This is a genomic window from Agrobacterium sp. CG674, assembly GCF_053521645.1.
Genome location: NZ_JBNWDZ010000002.1, coordinates 316272 through 335469 on the forward strand (window position 1 = coordinate 316272; position 19198 = coordinate 335469).

23 protein-coding genes are annotated in these 19198 nt (G+C 57.5%); 12 read left to right on the forward strand and 11 right to left on the reverse strand.

Going from position 1 to position 19198, the window contains the following annotated elements; all coding sequences use genetic code 11:
- Positions 1 to 15 precede the first annotated feature (15 nt).
- From ACQZ51_RS06685 to ACQZ51_RS06695, 3 genes are all read right to left on the reverse strand, one after another.
- Positions 16 to 510 carry a tripartite tricarboxylate transporter TctB family protein gene (locus ACQZ51_RS06685; protein ID WP_042617484.1) on the reverse strand — a complete coding sequence of 165 codons (495 nt, stop codon included), beginning with the start codon at positions 508 to 510 and terminating at the stop codon, positions 16 to 18.
- Positions 507 to 1451, reverse strand: coding sequence for a Bug family tripartite tricarboxylate transporter substrate binding protein (locus ACQZ51_RS06690; protein WP_448776117.1), 945 nt, complete (start codon positions 1449 to 1451; stop codon positions 507 to 509). The genes ACQZ51_RS06685 and ACQZ51_RS06690 overlap by 4 nt, the downstream gene beginning before the upstream one ends.
- 243 nt (positions 1452 to 1694) lie before the next feature.
- Positions 1695 to 2762 carry an ABC transporter substrate-binding protein gene (locus ACQZ51_RS06695; protein ID WP_448776118.1) on the reverse strand — a complete coding sequence of 356 codons (1068 nt, stop codon included), beginning with the start codon at positions 2760 to 2762 and terminating at the stop codon, positions 1695 to 1697.
- An 80-nt stretch (positions 2763 to 2842) separates the two neighbouring features.
- Between ACQZ51_RS06695 and ACQZ51_RS06700 the strand changes: the two genes are divergently transcribed.
- Complete coding sequence (locus tag ACQZ51_RS06700; protein WP_448776119.1) at positions 2843 to 3523, forward strand: response regulator; 681 nt, start codon at positions 2843 to 2845, stop codon at positions 3521 to 3523.
- Positions 3520 to 4896 carry a sensor histidine kinase gene (locus tag ACQZ51_RS06705; protein WP_448776120.1) on the forward strand — a complete coding sequence of 459 codons (1377 nt, stop codon included), beginning with the start codon at positions 3520 to 3522 and terminating at the stop codon, positions 4894 to 4896. The genes ACQZ51_RS06700 and ACQZ51_RS06705 overlap by 4 nt, the downstream gene beginning before the upstream one ends.
- Before the next feature lie 60 nt (positions 4897 to 4956).
- On the opposite strand, the gene ACQZ51_RS06710 is transcribed toward ACQZ51_RS06705, so the two are convergent.
- The 4 genes from ACQZ51_RS06710 to ACQZ51_RS06725 all read right to left on the reverse strand — a co-directional run bounded on the left by ACQZ51_RS06710 (position 4957) and on the right by ACQZ51_RS06725 (position 7394).
- The gene (locus tag ACQZ51_RS06710) at positions 4957 to 5325 is read right to left on the reverse strand and encodes a hypothetical protein (protein ID WP_448776121.1); all 369 of its coding nucleotides are present in this window, start codon (positions 5323 to 5325) and stop codon (positions 4957 to 4959) included.
- A 122-nt stretch (positions 5326 to 5447) separates the two neighbouring features.
- Entirely contained in the window at positions 5448 to 6332 is an 885-nt protein-coding gene (gene purU / locus ACQZ51_RS06715) for a formyltetrahydrofolate deformylase (protein ID WP_448776122.1), read from the reverse strand.
- 180 nt (positions 6333 to 6512) lie between these two features.
- The gene (gene hutX, locus ACQZ51_RS06720; RefSeq protein ID WP_448776609.1) at positions 6513 to 7040 is read right to left on the reverse strand and encodes a heme utilization cystosolic carrier protein HutX; all 528 of its coding nucleotides are present in this window, start codon (positions 7038 to 7040) and stop codon (positions 6513 to 6515) included.
- A gap of 6 nt (positions 7041 to 7046) precedes the next feature.
- On the reverse strand, positions 7047 to 7394 hold the full coding sequence (locus ACQZ51_RS06725; RefSeq protein ID WP_448776123.1) for an antibiotic biosynthesis monooxygenase family protein: 348 nt from the start codon (positions 7392 to 7394) through the stop codon (positions 7047 to 7049).
- A gap of 178 nt (positions 7395 to 7572) precedes the next feature.
- Between ACQZ51_RS06725 and ACQZ51_RS06730 the strand changes: the two genes are divergently transcribed.
- Genes ACQZ51_RS06730 through ACQZ51_RS06740 form a run of 3 tightly spaced genes read left to right on the forward strand, consistent with a single transcriptional unit; the run spans position 7573 to position 10315 of the window.
- Complete coding sequence (locus ACQZ51_RS06730; protein WP_448776124.1) at positions 7573 to 8448, forward strand: heme/hemin ABC transporter substrate-binding protein; 876 nt, start codon at positions 7573 to 7575, stop codon at positions 8446 to 8448.
- 11 nt (positions 8449 to 8459) lie between these two features.
- Positions 8460 to 9536, forward strand: coding sequence for a FecCD family ABC transporter permease (locus tag ACQZ51_RS06735; protein WP_448776125.1), 1077 nt, complete (start codon positions 8460 to 8462; stop codon positions 9534 to 9536).
- Positions 9533 to 10315 carry a heme ABC transporter ATP-binding protein gene (locus tag ACQZ51_RS06740; protein ID WP_448776126.1) on the forward strand — a complete coding sequence of 261 codons (783 nt, stop codon included), beginning with the start codon at positions 9533 to 9535 and terminating at the stop codon, positions 10313 to 10315. Before ACQZ51_RS06735 ends, ACQZ51_RS06740 begins: the two co-directional genes overlap by 4 nt.
- A gap of 9 nt (positions 10316 to 10324) precedes the next feature.
- On the opposite strand, the gene ACQZ51_RS06745 is transcribed toward ACQZ51_RS06740, so the two are convergent.
- Entirely contained in the window at positions 10325 to 10681 is a 357-nt protein-coding gene (locus ACQZ51_RS06745) for a YbaN family protein (RefSeq protein WP_448776611.1), read from the reverse strand.
- Between the two features lie 189 nt (positions 10682 to 10870).
- On the opposite strand from ACQZ51_RS06745, the gene ACQZ51_RS06750 reads away from it, so the two are divergent.
- The 5 genes from ACQZ51_RS06750 to ACQZ51_RS06770 all read left to right on the forward strand — a co-directional run bounded on the left by ACQZ51_RS06750 (position 10871) and on the right by ACQZ51_RS06770 (position 14920).
- On the forward strand, positions 10871 to 11266 hold the full coding sequence (locus ACQZ51_RS06750) for a VOC family protein (RefSeq protein ID WP_448776127.1): 396 nt from the start codon (positions 10871 to 10873) through the stop codon (positions 11264 to 11266).
- 36 nt (positions 11267 to 11302) lie between these two features.
- A complete protein-coding gene (gene ung, locus ACQZ51_RS06755) occupies positions 11303 to 11995 on the forward strand; it encodes a uracil-DNA glycosylase (RefSeq protein ID WP_448776128.1) in 693 nt (230 codons plus the stop codon).
- Positions 11996 to 12075: 80 nt separating this feature from the next.
- Positions 12076 to 13143 (forward strand): DUF2218 domain-containing protein, encoded by a 1068-nt coding sequence (locus tag ACQZ51_RS06760; protein ID WP_448776129.1) that lies wholly within the window; start codon positions 12076 to 12078, stop codon positions 13141 to 13143.
- 171 nt (positions 13144 to 13314) lie between these two features.
- Positions 13315 to 14247, forward strand: coding sequence for a VOC family protein (locus ACQZ51_RS06765; RefSeq protein WP_448776130.1), 933 nt, complete (start codon positions 13315 to 13317; stop codon positions 14245 to 14247).
- A 61-nt stretch (positions 14248 to 14308) separates the two neighbouring features.
- A complete protein-coding gene (locus ACQZ51_RS06770) occupies positions 14309 to 14920 on the forward strand; it encodes an alpha/beta hydrolase (RefSeq protein WP_448776131.1) in 612 nt (203 codons plus the stop codon).
- Between the two features lie 39 nt (positions 14921 to 14959).
- On the opposite strand, the gene ACQZ51_RS06775 is transcribed toward ACQZ51_RS06770, so the two are convergent.
- The 3 genes from ACQZ51_RS06775 to ACQZ51_RS06785 form a co-directional block, all read right to left on the reverse strand.
- Complete coding sequence (locus ACQZ51_RS06775) at positions 14960 to 15544, reverse strand: transglycosylase SLT domain-containing protein (protein ID WP_448776132.1); 585 nt, start codon at positions 15542 to 15544, stop codon at positions 14960 to 14962.
- Positions 15545 to 15657: 113 nt separating this feature from the next.
- The gene (locus ACQZ51_RS06780) at positions 15658 to 16491 is read right to left on the reverse strand and encodes a TrmH family RNA methyltransferase (RefSeq protein WP_448776133.1); all 834 of its coding nucleotides are present in this window, start codon (positions 16489 to 16491) and stop codon (positions 15658 to 15660) included.
- Positions 16481 to 16861, reverse strand: coding sequence for a hypothetical protein (locus ACQZ51_RS06785; RefSeq protein ID WP_448776134.1), 381 nt, complete (start codon positions 16859 to 16861; stop codon positions 16481 to 16483). Before ACQZ51_RS06785 ends, ACQZ51_RS06780 begins: the two co-directional genes overlap by 11 nt.
- 39 nt (positions 16862 to 16900) lie before the next feature.
- Here ACQZ51_RS06785 and ACQZ51_RS06790 point away from each other — a divergent pair, with 39 nt between their 5' ends.
- Both ACQZ51_RS06790 and rpoH read left to right on the forward strand, forming a co-directional pair.
- Positions 16901 to 17923 (forward strand): RluA family pseudouridine synthase, encoded by a 1023-nt coding sequence (locus ACQZ51_RS06790; RefSeq protein ID WP_192064328.1) that lies wholly within the window; start codon positions 16901 to 16903, stop codon positions 17921 to 17923.
- Positions 17924 to 18222: 299 nt separating this feature from the next.
- On the forward strand, positions 18223 to 19125 hold the full coding sequence (gene rpoH, locus ACQZ51_RS06795) for an RNA polymerase sigma factor RpoH (protein WP_448776135.1): 903 nt from the start codon (positions 18223 to 18225) through the stop codon (positions 19123 to 19125).
- Positions 19126 to 19198 lie beyond the last annotated feature (73 nt).

Below are 19198 nucleotides of genomic sequence, written 5' to 3' on the forward strand. Positions count from 1 at the left end.
CGGGTGGGCTGGCTGTTAGAAAAACAGCCGTTCCAGAGGTCCAGCAGGCAGCGAAAGTTGCAGCAACTGGGCAAAAATGACCCAAATCACGAAGCTGAACACGATGCCGATTGGGATTGAAAACCACAGCTTGCGTTTGCCGAAGGCGCGCGCCGTGAAGGCAAACAGCAGACCTGTTGCAATGGAGAAACCGGCAACATTCAGCAGAAGCATCTGCGCGGCAAGACCGGCAATGACCCAGAACACGGGTCCCATTTCCTGTTTGTCACGGGCTGGAAAGTCGTTGCGCCAGGCTTCGATTGCCGTCCAGATTGCTAGGCCAATAAGACAGAAGGCGATGGCATAAGGAACAGTTGCCGGGCCGACGGGCGAATAACCGGTGACGCTGGCAAGGCGCGCTGAATCCCAGAAGATGACAGCGGCGACGATGACCAGAAAAACCGCAATCGCGAACGCCGCCCAATCAGGGCGGCGCTTTGAAGGATGTGAAGGGGTTGAACCCTGGCTCATTTTACCAGTCCAATGTCTTTGAGAATGGTTTCAGTCGCGGCAGTGTCTTTTGCAAGCTGTGCCTTGAATTCGTCACCGGCGAGATAGGTATCCATCCAGCCCTTGGTCTTGAGTGTTTCCTGCCACTTGGCAGACTTCACCAGCTTTTCGACATCTGCGCTGACAGCCTTCTGCTGCTCAGCTGTCAGGCCGGGAGGGGCTGCAACCATGCGCCAGTTCTGAACCACGACGTCGAGGCCGCTTTCCTTCAGCGTCGGCGCGTCGATGCCGTCGATCTTGGCGTCGCTGGAGATGGCCAGAATGCGAACGGTGCCGGACTTAACCTGGCTTTCGAATTCGCCATAGCTGGAAATGCCGGCTGTGACCTGTGCGCCGAGGATGGAAGCCAGAGCTTCGCCGCCGCCGGAGTAAGCGATGTAGTTGATCTTGGTTGGGTCAACGCCTGCGGCCTTGGCAATCAGGCCCGCTGTGATGTGGTCCGTGCCGCCAGCAGAACCGCCACCCCAGGATACGCTGCCCGGGTCTTTCTTCAGCTGCTCGATAAGCTGGCCGATGTTTTCAATCGGAGACGATGCAGGAACAACGATGGCTTCGTATTCACCGGTCAGACGCGCAATAGGCGTGACGTCATTCAGCGTAACGGGAGCCTTGTTGGTGAGGATCGCGCCGACCATGACGTAGCCGCCAACGATGAGCGAATTCGCGTTGCCCTTCTGCTGGCTTGCAAACTGTGCAAGGCCAATGGTGCCGCCAGCGCCGGGAACGTTCTGAACCTGAACGCGCTTGGAAATGCCTTCTTCCTGCAACACGCTCTGCATGGAGCGCGCCGTCTGGTCCCAGCCGCCGCCAGGATTTGCCGGTGCGATGATGGTGTAATCGGCAGCTGCCGCGGGAAGTGCCATAGCGCCTGCGAGAAGCGAAGCGATGAGGAAATGCTTCAAAGTGAACCCTCCTTGATATGCCGTTTCGGCATTGTTTTGATCATAGCGGAAGGGCCGGCACGGACGACCTCAAGGGCGGCAATCTGCGCCCCGAATTGTCTGTCGCGTGAAACATTCCTCCCGCTTCTTCAGTCCGCCTCCACGGATGAACGAAGAATTGCACAGCACCATAGAAAGCTGTCATTTAACTGACGCCGTGCAACCCTCAAGCGTCTTTACTGTCTATTAATTTTTGAAACGCGTCTACTGGGCGCGTAACGCTTCATTCCAACGTTCGATGATGCGGGCGCGCTTGACCTGATCGAGATAGACCATCAAGCCGGGACTGACGGGAACAGGGCGCAATTGTGCGCCGTGAATGGCCTGCATCATGTTGGCGGTGTTTTCACCCGCCACATCGGGACTGACGGCTGGGATCTGCAATTGCCGCGCCATGATGGTCTGGCCTTCCTTGGACATGAAATATTCCAGATAGCGACGGCCAAGCTCGGCATTTCTGGCAGCGTGCGGCACAAGGCCGATCCGCGACATGACTACCGTATAATCCTTCGGCAGCACAATGCCGACATCGGGATGGCGTGAGGCCCAATCTGCCGCATAGGAACCGAGAATATTGTAGCCCATGATGAAGCGACCGTCCGAGATGCGCTCCAGAATGGCGGCGCTTGTGGAGTAAACCTTCACCCCCGCCGTTCCCATGCTCTTGATGACATTCCAGATATCGCCAAACTGCTCCTGATCCCGCGACATGAAGAGGAAGCCGACGCCGGAGCGTTCAATGTCATAGGTGGCGATGCGCCCGTGGATTTCCCTGGCGTTGCGTTCCAGATACTCCACGAATTCAGCGCGGCTGGCTGGCGGACTTGTGTTGGCGAAACTCGGCTTGTGGTAAACGAAGACGGCGGGCTCGAATGTCAGCGCGTAAGCGGTGTTGCGCCAGTTGGCCCAGGCGGGCCAGCGGTCACTCATGGGCAGGTCGGATCGTTGCGCATAACCGTCATTGCTGAGTTTGACCTGCAGGTCCATGGCGGACGAAAATGCGAAATCTGCGGTTTTTTCGCCTGCGTCCGTCTCCCGCACGATGCGATCATAGATCTCGCTTGTCAGCATATCCTCATAAGATACGGCCACATCCGGGTTGGCTTTTTGAAAACCTGCGATCATCGGCATCGCCAAGGGCTCGTCGAGGGAAGAGTAAACGACGAGTGTCGGCGCATCGGTTTTGCCTGACGGAGCCGGAAACACCATTGGCTGCGCCTGTGTGCCGCCTGCAACGGTGATGAAAAGACAGAGAAACAGAAGAATACGCATGGAAAAGATCATGCCGCACCCACTTGCCATTCACAAGACAGGAACGCTCCGATAAATTTCGGCCAAATGGAGGGCGTCGCGTGCGAATTCTGCTGGTGGAGGACAATCCGGTTCTGTCCGAGGGGCTTTCTGCGCTGTTGCGCGGAAGCGGCTATGCCGTGGATGTGGTGTCCGATGGCGCTTCTGCCGATGCTGCAATTGCAGCAGAGAGCTTCGATCTCGTCATTCTCGATCTCAACTTGCCTGAAATGGATGGCATAGATGTGCTGCGTTCCATGCGTGCGCGTCAGGACAAGGCGGCAGTGCTGATCTTGACTGCACGCGGCACGCCGGAAGAGCGGGTGAAAGGGCTCGATCTCGGTGCCGACGATTACATGATCAAGCCTTTCGACATCACCGAATTCGAGGCGCGGGTGCGGGTACTTCTGCGCCGCAATGCCGGGCTGCGCTCGTCTTCGGTCCAGTTCGGCAAGGTGTCGTTCGATCTGACATCGCGGACCTTTTCAGCCGATGGCCATCCGATCGATATTCCGGCACGCGAAGTGGCGCTGCTGGAGGTTCTGTTCATGCGTGCTGGAAAGGTGGTGGCCAAGGAGGCCATCGTTCAATCGCTGACCGGCTTTGATGATGAGCTTTCCGGCAATGCCATCGAGCAATATGTCAGCCGGTTGCGCAAGCGCCTCGGGCCACATGGTCTGACGGTGAAGACGGCGCGGGGCATTGGCTATTATCTCGAAAAACTGCCGGAGATGGCTGAATGAGGCAGGTGGCCTATTCGCTGCGTCGGCGTCTTCTTGGCTGGCTGCTGATATCGACGGCGATCATTGGCTGCATCGCGCTGGCGGATACCTACCGGGAAGCCATCAATACTGCCAATATCGTCTCTGATCGTGTTCTTTCCGGCTCTGCATTGGCCATTGCCGAGCGGGTGGTGGTTTCCGAAGACGGGTCGCTGGAAGTCGATATACCCTATGTTGCGCTGGAAATGCTCACCTCTGCCGCGCAAGACCGCGTGTTTTACCGCGTCAACGGGCCGAATGGACAGTTTCTCACCGGCTATCAGAACCTGCCGTCCGTGAGCGGCTTGCGCAGCGATGCTCCGGTGTTTGTGGATGCCGAGTTTCGCGGCGAGCCGATCCGGGTGGCGGCGATCCAGCGTTTCGCATCGACCGGGGTGAATTCGGTCCCGTTTTCGGTGACGGTGGCCGAAACGACGATTGCGCGCAGCCGTCTGGCGCAGGCCATCATCCTGCGTTCGGCGCTGCGGCTGCTGTTCATGATCGTCGGTGCGGCCATCATTGTGTGGATTGCGGTAACGATTTCGCTGCGTCCGCTCTACCGGCTTAGCGAAGCCATTGCTGAACGCAGCCCCAATGATCTGCACCCCATCCGCCAGTCCGTTCCTGTCGAGGTCGAGAACCTCGTGGAAACCGTTAATTCCTTTATGGTGCGGCTGCAATCGGCGCTGGATGCGTTGCGGCACTTCACCGGCAACGCCAGCCACCAACTGCGGACCCCGCTGGCTATCATTCGCACGCAGCTTGCGCTGTCGGCGCGTGCATCCACGCTGGAAGATGCTCAGGCCGCAGCACGCAAGGGCGATGCGTCGGTGGCGCATGCCGAGCATATTCTGGCGCAACTTTTGCGCATGGCCAATATCGATGCGGCAGGATCAGGTGAGAAGCAGAGCCTTGTGAAGGTGGATCTTGCGCAGCTCGCGCAATCCACTACCGCCGACTACATCCCTATTGCAGCTGAGGCCGGGATCGATCTTGGCTTCGAGCAGATTGATGAGGTCAGTATCATGGCTGAACCTCTGCTTCTGGGCGAATTGCTGGGCAATCTCATCAGCAACGCGATTGCCTATACCGGACGCGGGACGGAAGTGACTGTGCGTGTGTTGCGTGATGGCGGCGCTGTGTGTCTTGAGGTGGAAGACAATGGTCCCGGGATATCTCCTGAAAAACGCGGCATGGTGCGTCAGCGTTTTGCAAGGGGAGAGGGCAATGCAGCGCCGGGAGCGGGGCTTGGACTTGCGATTGTCGAGGAGATTGCCGCTTTCTTCAATGGTCGGCTGTCGCTTGAAGATGGCGCTGGCGGACATGGATTGAAGGCGACTGTGCGGTTTGCGTGAAGCGGCGCGAGCGCGCCGCTTCCATTCCATTTTGCCTACAGATCAATCGTTGATCTCGGATCAATCATTGATCTTGTCGATGAGCTGCATCAACAGATCGCCGCAGGCCTTCATGGGCTCGTCATCGGCGCATTTGATGTCGATCTTTGTTTCGCCCTGTTCGATGCGGAAATGTGCACCCTTCGAAGGCGGTGGAGGCGGAGGCATCATCATGCGGTCGCGCATGCCGTCTCGCGGGCCAGCATGTCTTGGGCCATCATCTCTCGGGCCACCCGGCATGGGCTTTGGCGGTGGAGGAGGTGGCGGTGCGTCTGCCATGGGCTCGGTTTGAGCAGTGGCAGGCGGCGGCGGTGGCGGGGCTGGCTGTTGGGCAAGCGTTGACCCTGCCGCGAGAAGAAACGCGGTACCGGCAATGATAAGCTTTTTCATGAGGGAGACCTCTGTGTTTGACAACACAGGAGCAACGGCTGCATGCGGCAGTCAGTTGCTCCCGGTCAAAAATAAAGTCGAAATCCTCAGTCGCTGGCGGGCCCATATTTGCTGGAATTGCTCTAGCCCATGCGCTCCGAAGCGTAGGAACCGGGGCTTGGCGGGAAGACCACCGTGCGGTTGCCATTGATGAAGGTGCGGTGATGGATATGGGCGTGAATGGCGCGGGCCAGAACCTGGCTTTCAACATCGCGGCCAAGCGACACATAGTCTTCTGCCGACTGGGCATGGGTAACGCGCACCGTGTCCTGCTCGATGATCGGGCCTTCATCCAGATCGGCGGTCACGTAATGGGCCGTCGCGCCGATCAGCTTCACGCCACGCTCATAGGCCTGCTTGTAAGGGTTCGCGCCCTTGAAGCTTGGTAGGAAGGAGTGGTGAATGTTGATGATCTTACCAGACATTTTCTGGCACATCTCGTTCGAGAGAACCTGCATGTAGCGGGCGAGTACGATTAGCTCAGTGCCAGTCTGATCAACCAGATCCATGATCCGCGCTTCGGCCTCTGGCTTGTTGTCCTTCGTGACCTTGATGTGGTGGAACGGAATGTCGTGGTTGACGACGACCTTCTGGTATTCGAAATGGTTGGAGACCACGCCGACGATATCAATGGGCAGAGCGCCAATCTTCCAGCGGTAAAGCAAATCGTTCAGGCAGTGACCGAAGCGCGAGACCATGAGAAGTGTCTTGGTACGCTCGCCTTCGCTGAAGATATTGGCTTCCATGCCGAATTCCGCTGCGATGGGGGCGAAGCCCGTTTGCAGCGCCTCCATGCTCTGGCCTTCTTCGGAAATAAAGGAAACGCGCATGAAGAATTTGCCGGTTTCGAGGTCGTCGAACTGGGAACTGTCAACAATGTTGCAACCCTTGCCCGCCAGGTAGCCCGATATGGCGGCGACAATTCCGCGCTTGGATGTGCAGGCTACGGTCAAAACATAGGTTGTCATTGGCTTCCCCTCATAGATGTGTCGCAACGCCTATAGCGCAGGTCGAGCATGGCGCAAAGCCTTACCCTTTCAACGCTTATCAAGGCCTTGGATTCATAGGACATCACGGGCGGGGTAAGCCATGCCGGAAGCGACATCGGATGTTCAAAGCAAAGCCGCCACGGATGGCGGCTTCAGTCGTCATGATGTCCGGTAACTGTCGCGCAAGGCTTCAAATTTTGTCACCTGGTCGCCAAGCAGTTCCTTGCCCTCATCTCTGCGAACGAAAAGCTTGAACATTGCGCTGCCGCCCGCATTCATGAACCACACGGAGAGTGACCGGCGCCCATGGAACTGGCGGTCGACAAAGGTAATGGACGCGCAATTGTCCTTCTTGATATGGCCGCCGATGGGGCTATCGCCGTGAATGTTGAACCAGCCATGGCCTTCGGTGCCTTCAGGCAGAGCGCCTCGAACTTCGAAAACAATATCCGGTGTCTGTACAATCATCAGGACTTCGCCCCAGGATCGCAATTCGTTCCAGATGTTCAGGAAGTCTTGCGCAGGCGCGGAAACAGCAGCGCCAGAAGGCAGAATGGACAGAACCTCTGCCGCCGTTACATGTGCCGTGGCCGCGATGGCTTCAACCACGCCATCAGGCTTTTCTGCTAAGGCGGCCTTGGCGCGCTCCAGCCGGGCATTATCGGTTTCGGGGTTTGCGTTCGCCATCATGTTTCAAGCCGCAGCGGGGTGGTCTTGCCCGTCCTTGTCCTCGTGAATGATGACGTCAAAGCCTTCGAAATGCGGGCCTGACAGATATTCGACCTTGCCGCGGTTGTTTCCGGCATTGGCATGGGCGGCACGGAACTGCTCGGATTTCGTCCAGGCGGTAAAGTCGTCCTTTGTGGCCCACACCGTGTGGGAGGCGTAGAGCGTGTGATCGTCAGCCTTCGGACCCTTCAGCATATGGAATTCCAGATAGCCCGGCATTTCAGCGAGATGACGCTTGCGATCACGCCAGATGGTTTCAAACGCTTCTTCAAAGCCCGGCACGACACGAAAGCGGTTCATGGCAATAAACATCGATAATCTCCCTACAAATTTCTGGTGCCGGACCGACCTTCCAGCGCGCTGCTTCCCGAAATATAAAAGATAACGAAAATAGTCAACTTATCGGATTGTCTGGCATTTAAAGATGTGTAATTAACTCAACTTATATGGCGTGCAGGCTGTAGCACACCGCATTTTTCAGGATGACGACATGCCGCTTTTTCGACGCTCATTTGCTTTCGGTGCCCTTCTGGCGCTCTCCCCAATCATGGTTCATGCATCCGATACAGGCAACCCGCAGGCGAAACGGATTGTGGCGCTGGGTGGCACTGTGACGGAAATTCTCTATGCGCTGGGTGCCGGAGATCGCATCGTGGCGCGGGATTCGACCAGCAGCTACCCAGCGGATGCGTTGTCGAAACCTGATGTCGGTTATATGCGGGCACTCTCTTCCGAGGGCATTCTGTCGCAAAAGCCCGATCTCATCCTGTCTGAAGATGGTGCCGGTCCTGCCGATGTCATCGGTATTCTCAAGGCGAGTGAAGTGCCGATGGTGACCATCGACACGCCACCGGAGGGACGAGCCATCGCGCCGAAGATCGAGGCCGTTGGCTCAGCCGTTGGTCTGGAAGACAAGGCGAAGGAACTTGCAGCGCAGGTCGATGCGGACCTTGCTGTTCTGGCGAAGGATGTCGCTTCTGTTGGCGACAAGAAGAAGCGGGTGCTGTTTGTTCTGTCTACCGCTGGCGGTCGCATCATGGCGGCGGGCAAGGATACGGAAGCAGCGGCTATCATCGAGATGGCGGGCGGCATCAATGCGGCTGAGGATATCACGGGTTACAAGCCCTTGACCGATGAAGCCGTGATTGCGGCTGCGCCCGATGTCGTTCTGACCATGCAGCGTGGAAGCCATGCGGCCAACCCCGATGAAGTTTTCGGCTTCCCGGCATTCCAGTCCACACCAGCTGCCGCGTCCAAATCGCTGATCAGCATGGATGGTCTTTATCTGATCGGCTTTGGTCCGCGCACTCCCGCCGCTGGCCGTGAGCTGGCCGCAAAACTTTACCCCGGCGTTGTAAAGCCGTGAGCATCCTGGCTATGGGTGACGTCGCAGGTCCTGTTGCGGGCGACCGGTCGCGCAAGGGTGTCATCACCCTTGTGGCACTGTGCGCCTTTCTGGTTTTCGCCTGTTTCGTATCGCTTTCCAGCGGGCCGACGGGCGTCGGGCTGCATGAACTCGTTCTCTATTTTACCGGCCACGCGCAGACCATGGAGCCGCGTGACCGTGTGATCCTTGAGGCTGTTCGTCTGCCGCGCACGGGTCTTGGCCTGATGATCGGGGCATCGCTTGCCGTTTCCGGTGCCATGATGCAGGGGCTTTTCCGCAATCCGCTGGCGGATCCGGGTCTCGTCGGTATCACCTCTGGTGCAGCACTTTTCGCAGTCGCCGCTCTGGCGCTGGGTGGCAGTCTTCTCGCACCACTGTCCGTGGTGTTCGGCGTTCACTTCCTGCCGCTCATGGCCTTTATGGGCGGATTGTTGAACACGATGCTGCTTTACATGATTGCGACGCGTAACGGTACGACATCGACCAGTGTCCTGATCCTTGCGGGCATCGCGCTTGCCGCGCTGAGTGCGGCCTTGATGGGTCTGATGATTTTTATGGCCGATGACCGCGCCCTGCGGGACATCACCTTCTGGAGCCTAGGCTCGCTGGGCGGGGCGACGCCGCTCAAGATCTGGACGACGCTGCCGTTCTTTCTGGTCATCATGGTCAGCATGCCCTTCGTCTCCAAAGGGCTCGATGCGCTGATCCTGGGAGATGCCGCCGCTTTCCACATGGGCATTCCCGTGCAGCGCCTAAAACGCCTCGTCATCTTGGCGGTTGCCGCCGCCTGTGGCGCAAGCGTTGCTGCTGCTGGTTCGATAGGTTTTGTCGGCATTGTCGTGCCGCATCTTTTGCGGCTGGTCATCGGCTCATCGCACCGCTTTCTGCTGCCGGCTTCCGCCATTGGCGGGGCAGGGCTGTTGCTGCTGGCAGATAGTTTTGCGCGCACGGTGGCCGCGCCCGCCGAATTGCCAATTGGTGTGGTGACGGCGCTGATCGGCGCGCCGGTGTTTCTGTTTCTGCTGTTGGGCCGTGGCAACGGGCTCGGTTTGAGGAATGCGTCATGATTTCAACGCGCAATGTGAGCGTAGCCCGGTCTGGGCGTCGATTGCTGGACGAGGTTTCTATCGAGCTTCAGCCCGGTATGTTCAGCGTGATCATCGGTCCCAATGGTGCGGGCAAATCCACCTTGATGAAGGTGCTATCGGGCGAAATGCGCGCAGATGCGGGCGTCGTTTCCTATAATGCCGTGGATGTGAAGCTGTTTTCGCCTTTGCAGCTGGCGCGGGTTCGGGCGGTGTTGCCGCAAAGCACGGTTCTTTCATTCCCTTTCACCGTGCTGGAAGTCGTGCGCATGGGGGCGGTGGCGCAAGGTGCGCTGAAGCCGGAAGAGCAGGCACGACGTGCTCTGGCGAAGGTGGGGCTATCAGGCTTTGAAGGCCGCTCCTACACGCTGCTATCAGGTGGGGAGCAGCAGCGGGTGCAGTTTGCCCGGACGCTGGCGCAGGTTCCAAACCCTGTCGAAAATGGGCAGCCGAGGGCGCTCCTTCTGGATGAACCGACATCGAGCCTCGATCTCGGCCACCAGATTTCCGTGCTGGAAACCGCCCGCGATTTCGCCAATGGTGGCGGTGCAGTGCTGGCGGTGCTGCATGATCTCAATCTCGCAGCCGAATTTGCCGATCAACTTATCGTCATGCACGAGGGCAAGGTGACGGCCTGCGGGCCAGCGCTGCAAACCATCAATGACGAGACCATTGCTCGCGTCTATGGCATAGGCGGCACTGTCGGGCGCGTTCCCGCTTCCCATATTCCTTACGTCCTGCCGCAATCGCGCAATCGATAATGATGAGGGTTAAGGCTCAGGCCGGGTGGTGACGAAAAGGGCAGCACCCAGCATGACGGCTGCCACGATGGATGCACGTAGTGGCGTGGGCTCTGTTCCGAACCAGAAAATCGCGTAACTCATTGTCATCAGAGACACAGCGGCGATTTTTGCCTTGCGTGGAATGGCGCCTTTTTCCCGCCAGTTGCGTAAGGACGGCCCGAATTTTGGGTGCGACAGGAGCCATGATTCCAGCTTTGGAGACGACTTTGAAAAGCACCAGAGCGCGACGAGTAGAAACGGCGTCGTTGGCAAAACAGGCAGAAACGCACCGACGATGCCGGTGCCAACCATGAGCCAGCCAAGACAGAGATAAAGGATGCGCATGATTGCCGGTATCATGAGTTCAGGGCTCATGATAGTGCGAAAAGACCGGCGGTTGGCATATGTGCTGTTATCTGCCATGCGCCTCAAAAGGGCCTGAAGGGTTGAAACCGGCGCGTTCTGCCTTTATCAGCCTTGCCCAATGCCTGCGACGATCAGCAGGCCACCACGAAGCAAGAAGAAGGTATCACCATGGCCAAACTTATTCACTCTATGGTCCGGGTGCTGGACGAAAAGCGTTCGGTTGGTTTTTACAGCCAAGCTTTTGGCCTCCACGTGGCTGCGCGTTACGAGTTCGAAGCCTTTACGCTGGTGTATCTGAGCAATGCCGAAGGTGACTTCGAGCTTGAGCTGACGGTCAACAAGGGCCGTGAAGTGCCCTACGCATTGGGCGATGGCTATGGCCACATTGCCGTCAGTGTTGAAGATGTCGATGCCGAGCACGCGCGCCTGACAGAGTCAGGCCTCACCGTCGGAAAGATCGTCAACGCGGAATATAAGGGCGCTCCATTCGCCAAGTATTTCTTCATTTGCGATCCCGATGGATACAAGATCGAAGTGCTTCAGCGCGGCGAACGGTTCAAGTAAGCGAGCGACAATCAAGGACAGGGCGAGTGCAGGGCCATGGTAGACGCAGGCGTGAAACTCGATGACAGCTGGAAACAGGCTCTCTCAGCCGAATTTGCCAGCCCTTACATGCAAAAGCTCAAGGATTTTCTGCTTGCCGAGAAAAATGCAGGCAAGCAGATATTTCCCAAGGGCGCGGAGTATTTTCGCGCGCTCGATCTGACACCCCTTCATGCGGTCAAGGTCGTTATTCTCGGGCAGGATCCCTATCATGGCGCGGGACAGGCGCATGGCCTGTGTTTTTCCGTTCAGCCCGGCGTGCGCACACCGCCATCCCTCGTCAATATCTACAAGGAATTGCAGAGCGATCTTGGCATTGCGCCCGTCCAGCATGGTTTTCTGGAAAGCTGGGCGCGTCAGGGCGTGCTGCTGCTCAACAGCGTTCTGACGGTCGAGGAAGCCCGTGCCGCCTCTCACCAGGGACAAGGGTGGGAGAAGTTTACCGACGCGATCATCCGCAGGGTTAATGACGAGTGCGAAGGCGTGGTGTTTCTGCTTTGGGGCGCCTATGCCCAGAAGAAAGCGGCCTTCGTTGACAAGGCGAAACATCTGGTACTCAAATCCCCACACCCTTCGCCACTGTCTGCCCATAATGGCTTTTTCGGCAATCATCATTTTTCCAAGGCCAACGAATTTCTCGTTTCCAGGGGCGGAAAGCCAATTGATTGGCAGTTGCCGCAAAAACTGTGATCGACGCAGTAAAAACGGCTTTGCGCTTTCGAAGTCGCTGATCTAAAGATAACCGGACTGTAATCTGAAGGATTTACGCGGTGTCTTTTTTGTCTGCGCAAACATCTGTCGCTCTTCCCGATCCGGCAGCCATTGTTGATGCTTTTCACGAGCATTTTGCCGAATACATGACCATGACCCGAAGCGGTGCAGCCCTGCATTTCGAGGCGGATTACGGGAACGGTACATTTGAAGCGGAAGACGGGCGCTTTGCGGCGCGCATCAATTGCGTGTCGGAAAACGTTCTGCTGTCCGTCAAGGCGATGGTGGCTGAACATATCGTCGAGTTCACGGGCGATACGTCACTCGATTTTCGCTGGGAAGGACACAGCGCTGACCTGCGGGAGATGCCTAATCTTTTCAGTGGCCGCGTTGTTCAAGCCTATAATCTCACACAGAAAATGCGGCGGGTCGTAATTGCCATCGACAACGGCATCGAGCGGTTGATGACGGGCGGCCTGCATGTCCGCATTCTCATCGTGCCGGATCAGAAGCGCGAGCCGGTCTGGCCGCATCTATCAAAAACGGGAGCCATCGTCTGGCCGCAGGCGCCAGATGAGTTGACGCGACGGGTCTACACGATCAGGTCAGGAGATGTATCCCGTGGTGAGATCCATCTTGATTTCGTCATGCATGAGGGTGATGCCATGCCGGGCGCGCATTTTGGCGCAACGGCGGCACCCGGTGATGTTGTCGGTATCGTTGGCCCCGGTGGCGAATTGCCGGATGCCGCAACTTATGTTTTTGCAGGCGATGAGACCGCGCTGCCCGTGATGCTGCGCATGGTAGCTGAAATGCCGACGGGCAAGACCGTGACGGTCTACGCCGAGATTGATGATGAAAATGAGCAGCAGCCGGTCACCTCGCAAGCGCAGGTGAACTGGCACTGGCTGCACCGCAAGGGCCGCGCCGCTGGCAGTGCGGGCCTGCTGGAGAAGGCGCTGCGTGACCATCGCTGGGGCGACCATCAAGGTCTGCATGTGTTCGTCGGTTGCGAAAAGGGTGAAGCGCGCACAATCAAGAAAATGCTGATGGGTGAGGCTGGACTGCCTAAAACCACGCTGCATACTGCGGGTTACTGGGTCAAAGGTGCCAATGACGACCACTGACCCGGCTGCAAAAAAACTGATTGCTGAACGATGATATTGCGTCGTTCACAAATTCAGCACAATCCGTTCTGAACGTTCGATCTATACGAACGGCATGATCTGCACCATCTTGAGCCCATGAACGAAGGGTGACGCTGTTCCGCGCACCCATCCAGATTTGAGGGATCAAAAATGTTGAACCAGATCAAGGGCCTGCACCACGTCACATCCATGGCTGCGAGTGCACGCGGCAACAATCACTTCTTCACCGATACGCTGGGTTTGCGCCGTGTGAAGAAGACCGTCAATTTCGATGCGCCAGACGTTTACCACCTCTACTACGGTGACGAGGTTGGCACGCCCGGCTCCGTCATGACCTACTTCCCGTTTCCGCATATCGCTCGTGGCCGTCCCGGCACTGGCGAAGTGGGCACGACACTGTTTTCCGTTCCAGAAGGATCGCTTGGCTACTGGCAGGACCGGTTGGCTAAGGCCAATGTCGATGGTCTGAAAGCCGATGAGGCTTTCGGCAACAAGCGCCTGCACTTCGCCGGACCCGATGGCGATGGTTTCGCCATGGTTGAGGTGAAGGACGATGCGCGCGCGCAATGGACCGCCAATGGCGTCGGTGAAGATCAGGCGATCCGTGGCTTTCAGGGTGCGTCGCTGCGGCTTCAGGATGAAGGTGCAACGGCAGAACTGTTGAAGTTCATGGGCTATCAGGAAGTGGACCGGAAGGACGGCGTGCTGCGGTTGGGCATGCCCGGCGGCAATGGTGCCGATTTCATCGATATCGAAACCATGCCGAATATTTCAGATGCGCGCCTTGGTGCCGGCTCTGTCCACCACCTCGCATTTGCGGTCGATAATCGCCAGACGCAGCTGGAAGTTCGCAAGGCGCTGATGGATACGGGCTATCAGGTCACGCCTGTTATCGACCGTGATTACTTCTGGGCGATCTACTTCCGTACGCCCGGTGGCGTTCTCTTCGAAATCGCCACCAATGAGCCTGGCTTTGACCGGGACGAAGACACGGCGCATCTGGGCGAAGCTTTGAAACTGCCAAGCCAGCACGCGCATCTGCGCGCCACGCTGGAGCAGCATCTTGAGCCGCTCGAAAATTGATTGTTCGACACAGGAAAAACGCTTGCGGCCTCAGCGCCGCAGGCTGTTTTGAGGAGTTTTTATGAGCAAGGATAGCTATTTCCATAAGGTGCGACCCGGTGCACCGGGGCAGCCCGCCTTTTTCGTGTTTCACGGCACGGGTGGCGATGAGAACCAGTTCTTCGACTTCGGTGCGAGATTGTTGCCCAATGCGACCGTTGTTTCGCCGCAGGGTGATGTGTCCGAATACGGCGCGGCCCGCTTCTTCCGCCGCACGGCAGAAGGCGTTTATGACATGGCCGACCTGGATCGCGCCACGAAGAAAATGGCGGAGTTCGTCACAGCCAACCGCGATGCCCACGAGGCGGGGCTGGTGGTTGGTCTGGGCTTTTCCAACGGCGCGAATATTCTGGCGAATGTGCTGATCGAGTTTCCCGATCTGTTCGATGCGGCGGTGTTGATGCACCCGCTCATTCCATTTGAGCCGAAGCCTGCACCCGCATCACCATCACGCCGCCTACTCATCACGGCGGGAGAGCGCGACCCGATCTGCCCAATTCCTTTGACCAACAAGCTGCAGGACTATTTCAAGGCGCAGGGCGGCGATGTGGACATGGAGTGGCATTCGGGCGGCCACGAAATACGATCCACCGAGATCGAGGCTGTCAGGGCATTTATGGCGCCCTACGCGTGATTGGCTCCGTCACTTCGCATCATGCGCGGGTGACGGGCTTCACCGATAGCCGCAATCCTGCAACTGCTTTTCATAGCGGATGGCCATGTTGGCGGAGCGACGTGCTGCTTTCTGAATGGCAATGTTGTTGCGCCATACGCCTTTGGAATATCCGGCATGGCCGGAATAATAGGCGAGGTAGAGATTGTAGGGATCGTTCAGCGCAATACCGTTCTGACGGTTGCTCTTGGCGTGGTACCAGCCAACGAAGTGGATCGCGTCGGTGAAATCGGTGCGGCTGGCATTCCAGCGTCCGGTTTCGCGCTGATAGACTTTCCACGTGCCATCCAGCGCCTGGGCATAGCCATAGGCGGTGGATTTGCGGCCCCACGGAATGAAGCCGAACAGCTTGTTGCGCGGCGGGCGGGCATAGGGCTGGAAGCTGGATTCGGTGTAGATGGTAGCCATCATCACCGGAACCGGCACACCGAACTCCCGCTCGGCAGCCCGCGCATCTTTTTTCCAGTTGTTGAATACGCCGTCTCTTTGGTCGAAAATCGCACAGGCATTGGTAATCTGCGACGGTGCAGTCGCGCAACCAGCCAAGGCTACCAAAAGAAAAACGACGACAAATACGCTACGCATCGCGAAACCTTTCGTTCCGCCTATTACTAAATTGTAAATCTTAACGGTCGGTTTTGAGACAAGGTTAATGCAAATGCGCGTTATTAACGTTTTGTCAGCATTTGCGCCTGGCCTCAGACGCGACCCATCGCACCGGCCATCTGGTACAGTGCAAGGGCCGCAGCCGTTGCAGCATTGAGACTATCAAGCTGCGGCGACTGAGAAATGCGTGCCGTGTGAAACCGCGAGAGAACATCCGGCGGCAAGCCATCGCCCTCGGTGCCGATGACCAATGCCATCCTGTTCGATGCCTTGATCTGGCGGATTTCGGTGATGCCCGCTGGAGACAGGCTCCAGATATCAAAACCTTCTGCGGCCAGGGTTTCCAGCATTTGCAGTGCTGCACCACCCCGGTGATAGGGCACCGAAAGCACGGAGCCTACGGAGACACGTAGCGATTTTCGATAGAGCGGATCGCAGCAGGTGGAATCCAGGAAGACGGCATCTGCGTAAAAGGCTGCAGCGTTGCGAAACATCGCACCGAGATTATCGTGGTTGGAAATTCCACAGCCCGCCAACACGAGCGAGGATTGCGGCAATTGACCAAGGGTTGCGCCCATGTCTCGGTCGCTCTTTCTCTTCCCCAGCGCCAGAATGCCCCGGTGCAGATGAAAACCGACAATCGCATCCAGTACCGATGCCTTGGCGACATAGATCGGGACATCGGATGGAAACTCGCACAGAATATCGGCGACGCCTGCCAAGCGGTTTTCGAGAATGAGAATGCTTTCCGCTTCGAAATCACGGCCAGCCCTGTGGGCTGCGGCCAACATTCGCAGCACGACGGTGCCCTCAACGATGAAGCGCCCCTGTCTGCCCGTCAGATCACGCTCGCGGATATCCTTGAAATCCGCGATGCGAGGGTCGTCAGCGTCGGTTATTGGCGTTAGCGCGAGATCACCGGGCATCGATGGTTATATCAGCCACGAAACGGCCTGCCTGAACGTTGAAGACCAGCGCCTTGCGCGTGCCATTGGCCAGACGACCGTAAAACAGCATGTCGCCGCTGGCGAATGAGACGTTCTCGATGGCGAAGCCCTGCGGCAGGCTGGCGGTGGCGGCAACCGGCGCATCGGAGGGAACGGTGGTCGTCGCAGTTGTGCCCACGGTCTTGGACGGGCCGACCGCCTTATAGACAACTGCGCCGAAGACAGCCATAAGGCTGATAAACATCACGGAGCCCGACACGATCTGCAACCGGATCATCTTGCGGCGAACTTTTTCCATGGCCGGGTCTAGCGGCTGGTCGTCCTGTTCGACTTGCTCGATCTGCGTCATCGGGATCCTTGGATATTGTTGAGTGATCGGAAAATAAGAATGAACGACCCCTTTAAACAAGGCGGAGACGCAAGGAAAGTCCTGATTGCCGGCGAAGACGCCGAAGGCCGTATCGACGCGTGGTTGGCAGCCGAGGTTGGTGGCGATCTCTCACGCAGCCGCATCAAGGCGCTTATCGAGCAGGGGGCGGTTTTTCTGAACGAAAAAGCCGTGACCGAGCCGAAGAAGAAGGTGCAGCCGGGCGACCGCATCGAGATTACCATGCCGGAGCCGGAAGACCCCGAACCCAAGGGTGAAGATATTCCGCTTGAGGTGGAATATGAGGACGAGGATCTGATCGTTCTGCTGAAGCCTGCGGGCCTTGTTGTGCACCCCGGTGCTGGCAACTGGACGGGAACTCTGGTCAACGCGCTTATTCACCATTGCGGCGATAGTCTTTCGGGCATTGGTGGCGTCAAGCGTCCCGGTATCGTTCACCGGTTGGACAAGGAAACCAGCGGCGTCATGGTCGTTGCCAAGAACGACAATGCGCATCGCAAGCTTGCCGCACAATTTGCCGATCACGGTCGCACCGGACCGTTGGAGCGCGCCTATAAGGCCATCGTCTGGGGTCGCCCCAAGACCTTGCGCGGTACGATTGATGCAGCACTTGGGCGCGGAGCTGATCGCACCAAGCGGGCCGTCAAACGCGAAGATACCGATGATGCGCGCGAGGCAATCACCCATTATGAGGTGATCGAGCGTTATCACGAGAAGCCGGATGCGACCTGCCTTGCTTCCCTTGTGGAGTGCCGCCTTGAGACCGGTCGCACGCACCAGATCCGCGTGCACATGGCCCATATCGGCCATCCTCTGATCGGTGATCCTGAATATGGTGCCGCTTTCCGCACCAAGTCCAACCTTTTGCCTGATGAGGCGAAGGAAGTGGTCAACCGGTTCTCAAGGCAAGCTCTGCATGCCTATCTTCTCGCTTTCGAGCATCCACGGACCGGCGAGGTCATGGAGTTTGAAACCGATATGCCTGACGATATGGAAGAACTGGCACAGGCGCTTCGCGGCTGAGAACAACCACGTTTGAGCCTTATACAGGCACGCAACTCCCGGGGCGGGAGCAGCGTGTCTGCTTTCGCGTGGGCGCAGAGTTGCCACTTAGCGAAAAATGCGGAACGAATTCATGTCTGCGCCGTTTGCATGGCAACGGATCAGGTAATTTTATAACGCTGCTGTGATCCGCGACGGCTTGAAACGCGTATTTTCAATACATATTTGGTACATGGGTTCGTGCGGGGTCGAAGTTCGACACGCAAATTTGGTTTGCCTGAGAAGGGAGCCAGCCTGGAACAACGATAAGGGGGTGCTTTATGGCCCGCAACAGTTTGCCATCGATTACAGCCGGCGAAGCCGGTCTGAACCGCTATCTTGATGAGATCCGCAAGTTTCCAATGCTGGAGCCTCAAGAGGAATATATGCTCGGCAAGCGTTACGCCGAACATGGGGACCGCGATGCAGCGCATCGACTGGTGACAAGCCACCTTCGTCTCGTTGCCAAGATTGCCATGGGGTACCGTGGCTACGGCTTGCCGATCGGCGAGGTTGTTTCCGAAGGCAATGTGGGCTTGATGCAGGCCGTCAAGAAATTTGACCCTGAGCGTGGTTTCCGCCTTGCGACCTATGCGATGTGGTGGATCAAGGCATCCATTCAGGAATATATTCTGCGTTCGTGGTCGCTCGTGAAAATGGGCACGACGGCGAACCAGAAGCGCCTGTTCTTCAATCTGCGTCGCCTGAAGGGTAAAATTCAGGCTATCGATGAAGGCGACTTGAAGCCGGAACATGTCACCGAGATTGCGACCAAGCTTCAGGTTTCTGAGGAAGAAGTCATCTCCATGAACCGTCGGCTGCACGGCGATGCGTCACTCAACGCGCCTATTCGGGCTGCGGAAGGTGAAGCAGGCCAATGGCAGGACTGGTTGGTGGACGACCACGAAAGCCAGGAAACCGTGCTGATCCAGCAGGATGAGCTGGAGACACGTCGTCGCATGCTGGCAAAGGCCATGGACGTTCTGAACGAGCGCGAGCGCCGTATCTTTGAAGCTCGCCGTCTTTCCGAAGATCCCGTGACGCTTGAAGATCTATCGACTGAGTTCGACATCAGCCGCGAACGCGTTCGTCAGATCGAAGTCCGCGCGTTTGAGAAGGTGCAGGAAGCGGTTCAGAAAGAAGCGCTGGAAGCGGCTAAGGCGCTGCGCGTGGTAGACGCGTAAACTGCGCTTTCTATTTACTCCATCAATCAAAAGGCCCCGAATGTTTCCATTCGGGGCCTTTTTGTATCGTGTG

Bases quoted from the DNA above. Each gene is read 5' to 3' on its own strand.
- ACQZ51_RS06765 (WP_448776130.1), top strand. From the start codon at position 13,315: ATGTTGAACCAGATCAAGGGCCTGCACCACGTCACATCCATGGCTGCG.
- ACQZ51_RS06790 (WP_192064328.1), top strand. From the start codon at position 16,901: ATGAACGACCCCTTTAAACAAGGCGGAGACGCAAGGAAAGTCCTGATT.
- ACQZ51_RS06740 (WP_448776126.1), top strand. From the start codon at position 9,533: ATGATTTCAACGCGCAATGTGAGCGTAGCCCGGTCTGGGCGTCGATTG.
- ACQZ51_RS06775 (WP_448776132.1), bottom strand. From the start codon at position 15,544: ATGCGTAGCGTATTTGTCGTCGTTTTTCTTTTGGTAGCCTTGGCTGGT.
- ACQZ51_RS06735 (WP_448776125.1), top strand. From the start codon at position 8,460: ATGGGTGACGTCGCAGGTCCTGTTGCGGGCGACCGGTCGCGCAAGGGT.
- ung (WP_448776128.1), top strand. From the start codon at position 11,303: ATGGTAGACGCAGGCGTGAAACTCGATGACAGCTGGAAACAGGCTCTC.
- ACQZ51_RS06750 (WP_448776127.1), top strand. From the start codon at position 10,871: ATGGCCAAACTTATTCACTCTATGGTCCGGGTGCTGGACGAAAAGCGT.
- hutX (WP_448776609.1), bottom strand. From the start codon at position 7,040: ATGGCGAACGCAAACCCCGAAACCGATAATGCCCGGCTGGAGCGCGCC.
- ACQZ51_RS06770 (WP_448776131.1), top strand. From the start codon at position 14,309: ATGAGCAAGGATAGCTATTTCCATAAGGTGCGACCCGGTGCACCGGGG.
- purU (WP_448776122.1), bottom strand. From the start codon at position 6,332: ATGACAACCTATGTTTTGACCGTAGCCTGCACATCCAAGCGCGGAATT.
- ACQZ51_RS06725 (WP_448776123.1), bottom strand. From the start codon at position 7,394: ATGTTTATTGCCATGAACCGCTTTCGTGTCGTGCCGGGCTTTGAAGAA.
- rpoH (WP_448776135.1), top strand. From the start codon at position 18,223: ATGGCCCGCAACAGTTTGCCATCGATTACAGCCGGCGAAGCCGGTCTG.
- ACQZ51_RS06745 (WP_448776611.1), bottom strand. From the start codon at position 10,681: ATGCGCATCCTTTATCTCTGTCTTGGCTGGCTCATGGTTGGCACCGGC.
- ACQZ51_RS06730 (WP_448776124.1), top strand. From the start codon at position 7,573: ATGCCGCTTTTTCGACGCTCATTTGCTTTCGGTGCCCTTCTGGCGCTC.
- ACQZ51_RS06780 (WP_448776133.1), bottom strand. From the start codon at position 16,491: ATGCCCGGTGATCTCGCGCTAACGCCAATAACCGACGCTGACGACCCT.
- ACQZ51_RS06710 (WP_448776121.1), bottom strand. From the start codon at position 5,325: ATGAAAAAGCTTATCATTGCCGGTACCGCGTTTCTTCTCGCGGCAGGG.
- ACQZ51_RS06685 (WP_042617484.1), bottom strand. From the start codon at position 510: ATGAGCCAGGGTTCAACCCCTTCACATCCTTCAAAGCGCCGCCCTGAT.
- ACQZ51_RS06695 (WP_448776118.1), bottom strand. From the start codon at position 2,762: ATGCGTATTCTTCTGTTTCTCTGTCTTTTCATCACCGTTGCAGGCGGC.
- ACQZ51_RS06705 (WP_448776120.1), top strand. From the start codon at position 3,520: ATGAGGCAGGTGGCCTATTCGCTGCGTCGGCGTCTTCTTGGCTGGCTG.
- ACQZ51_RS06785 (WP_448776134.1), bottom strand. From the start codon at position 16,861: ATGACGCAGATCGAGCAAGTCGAACAGGACGACCAGCCGCTAGACCCG.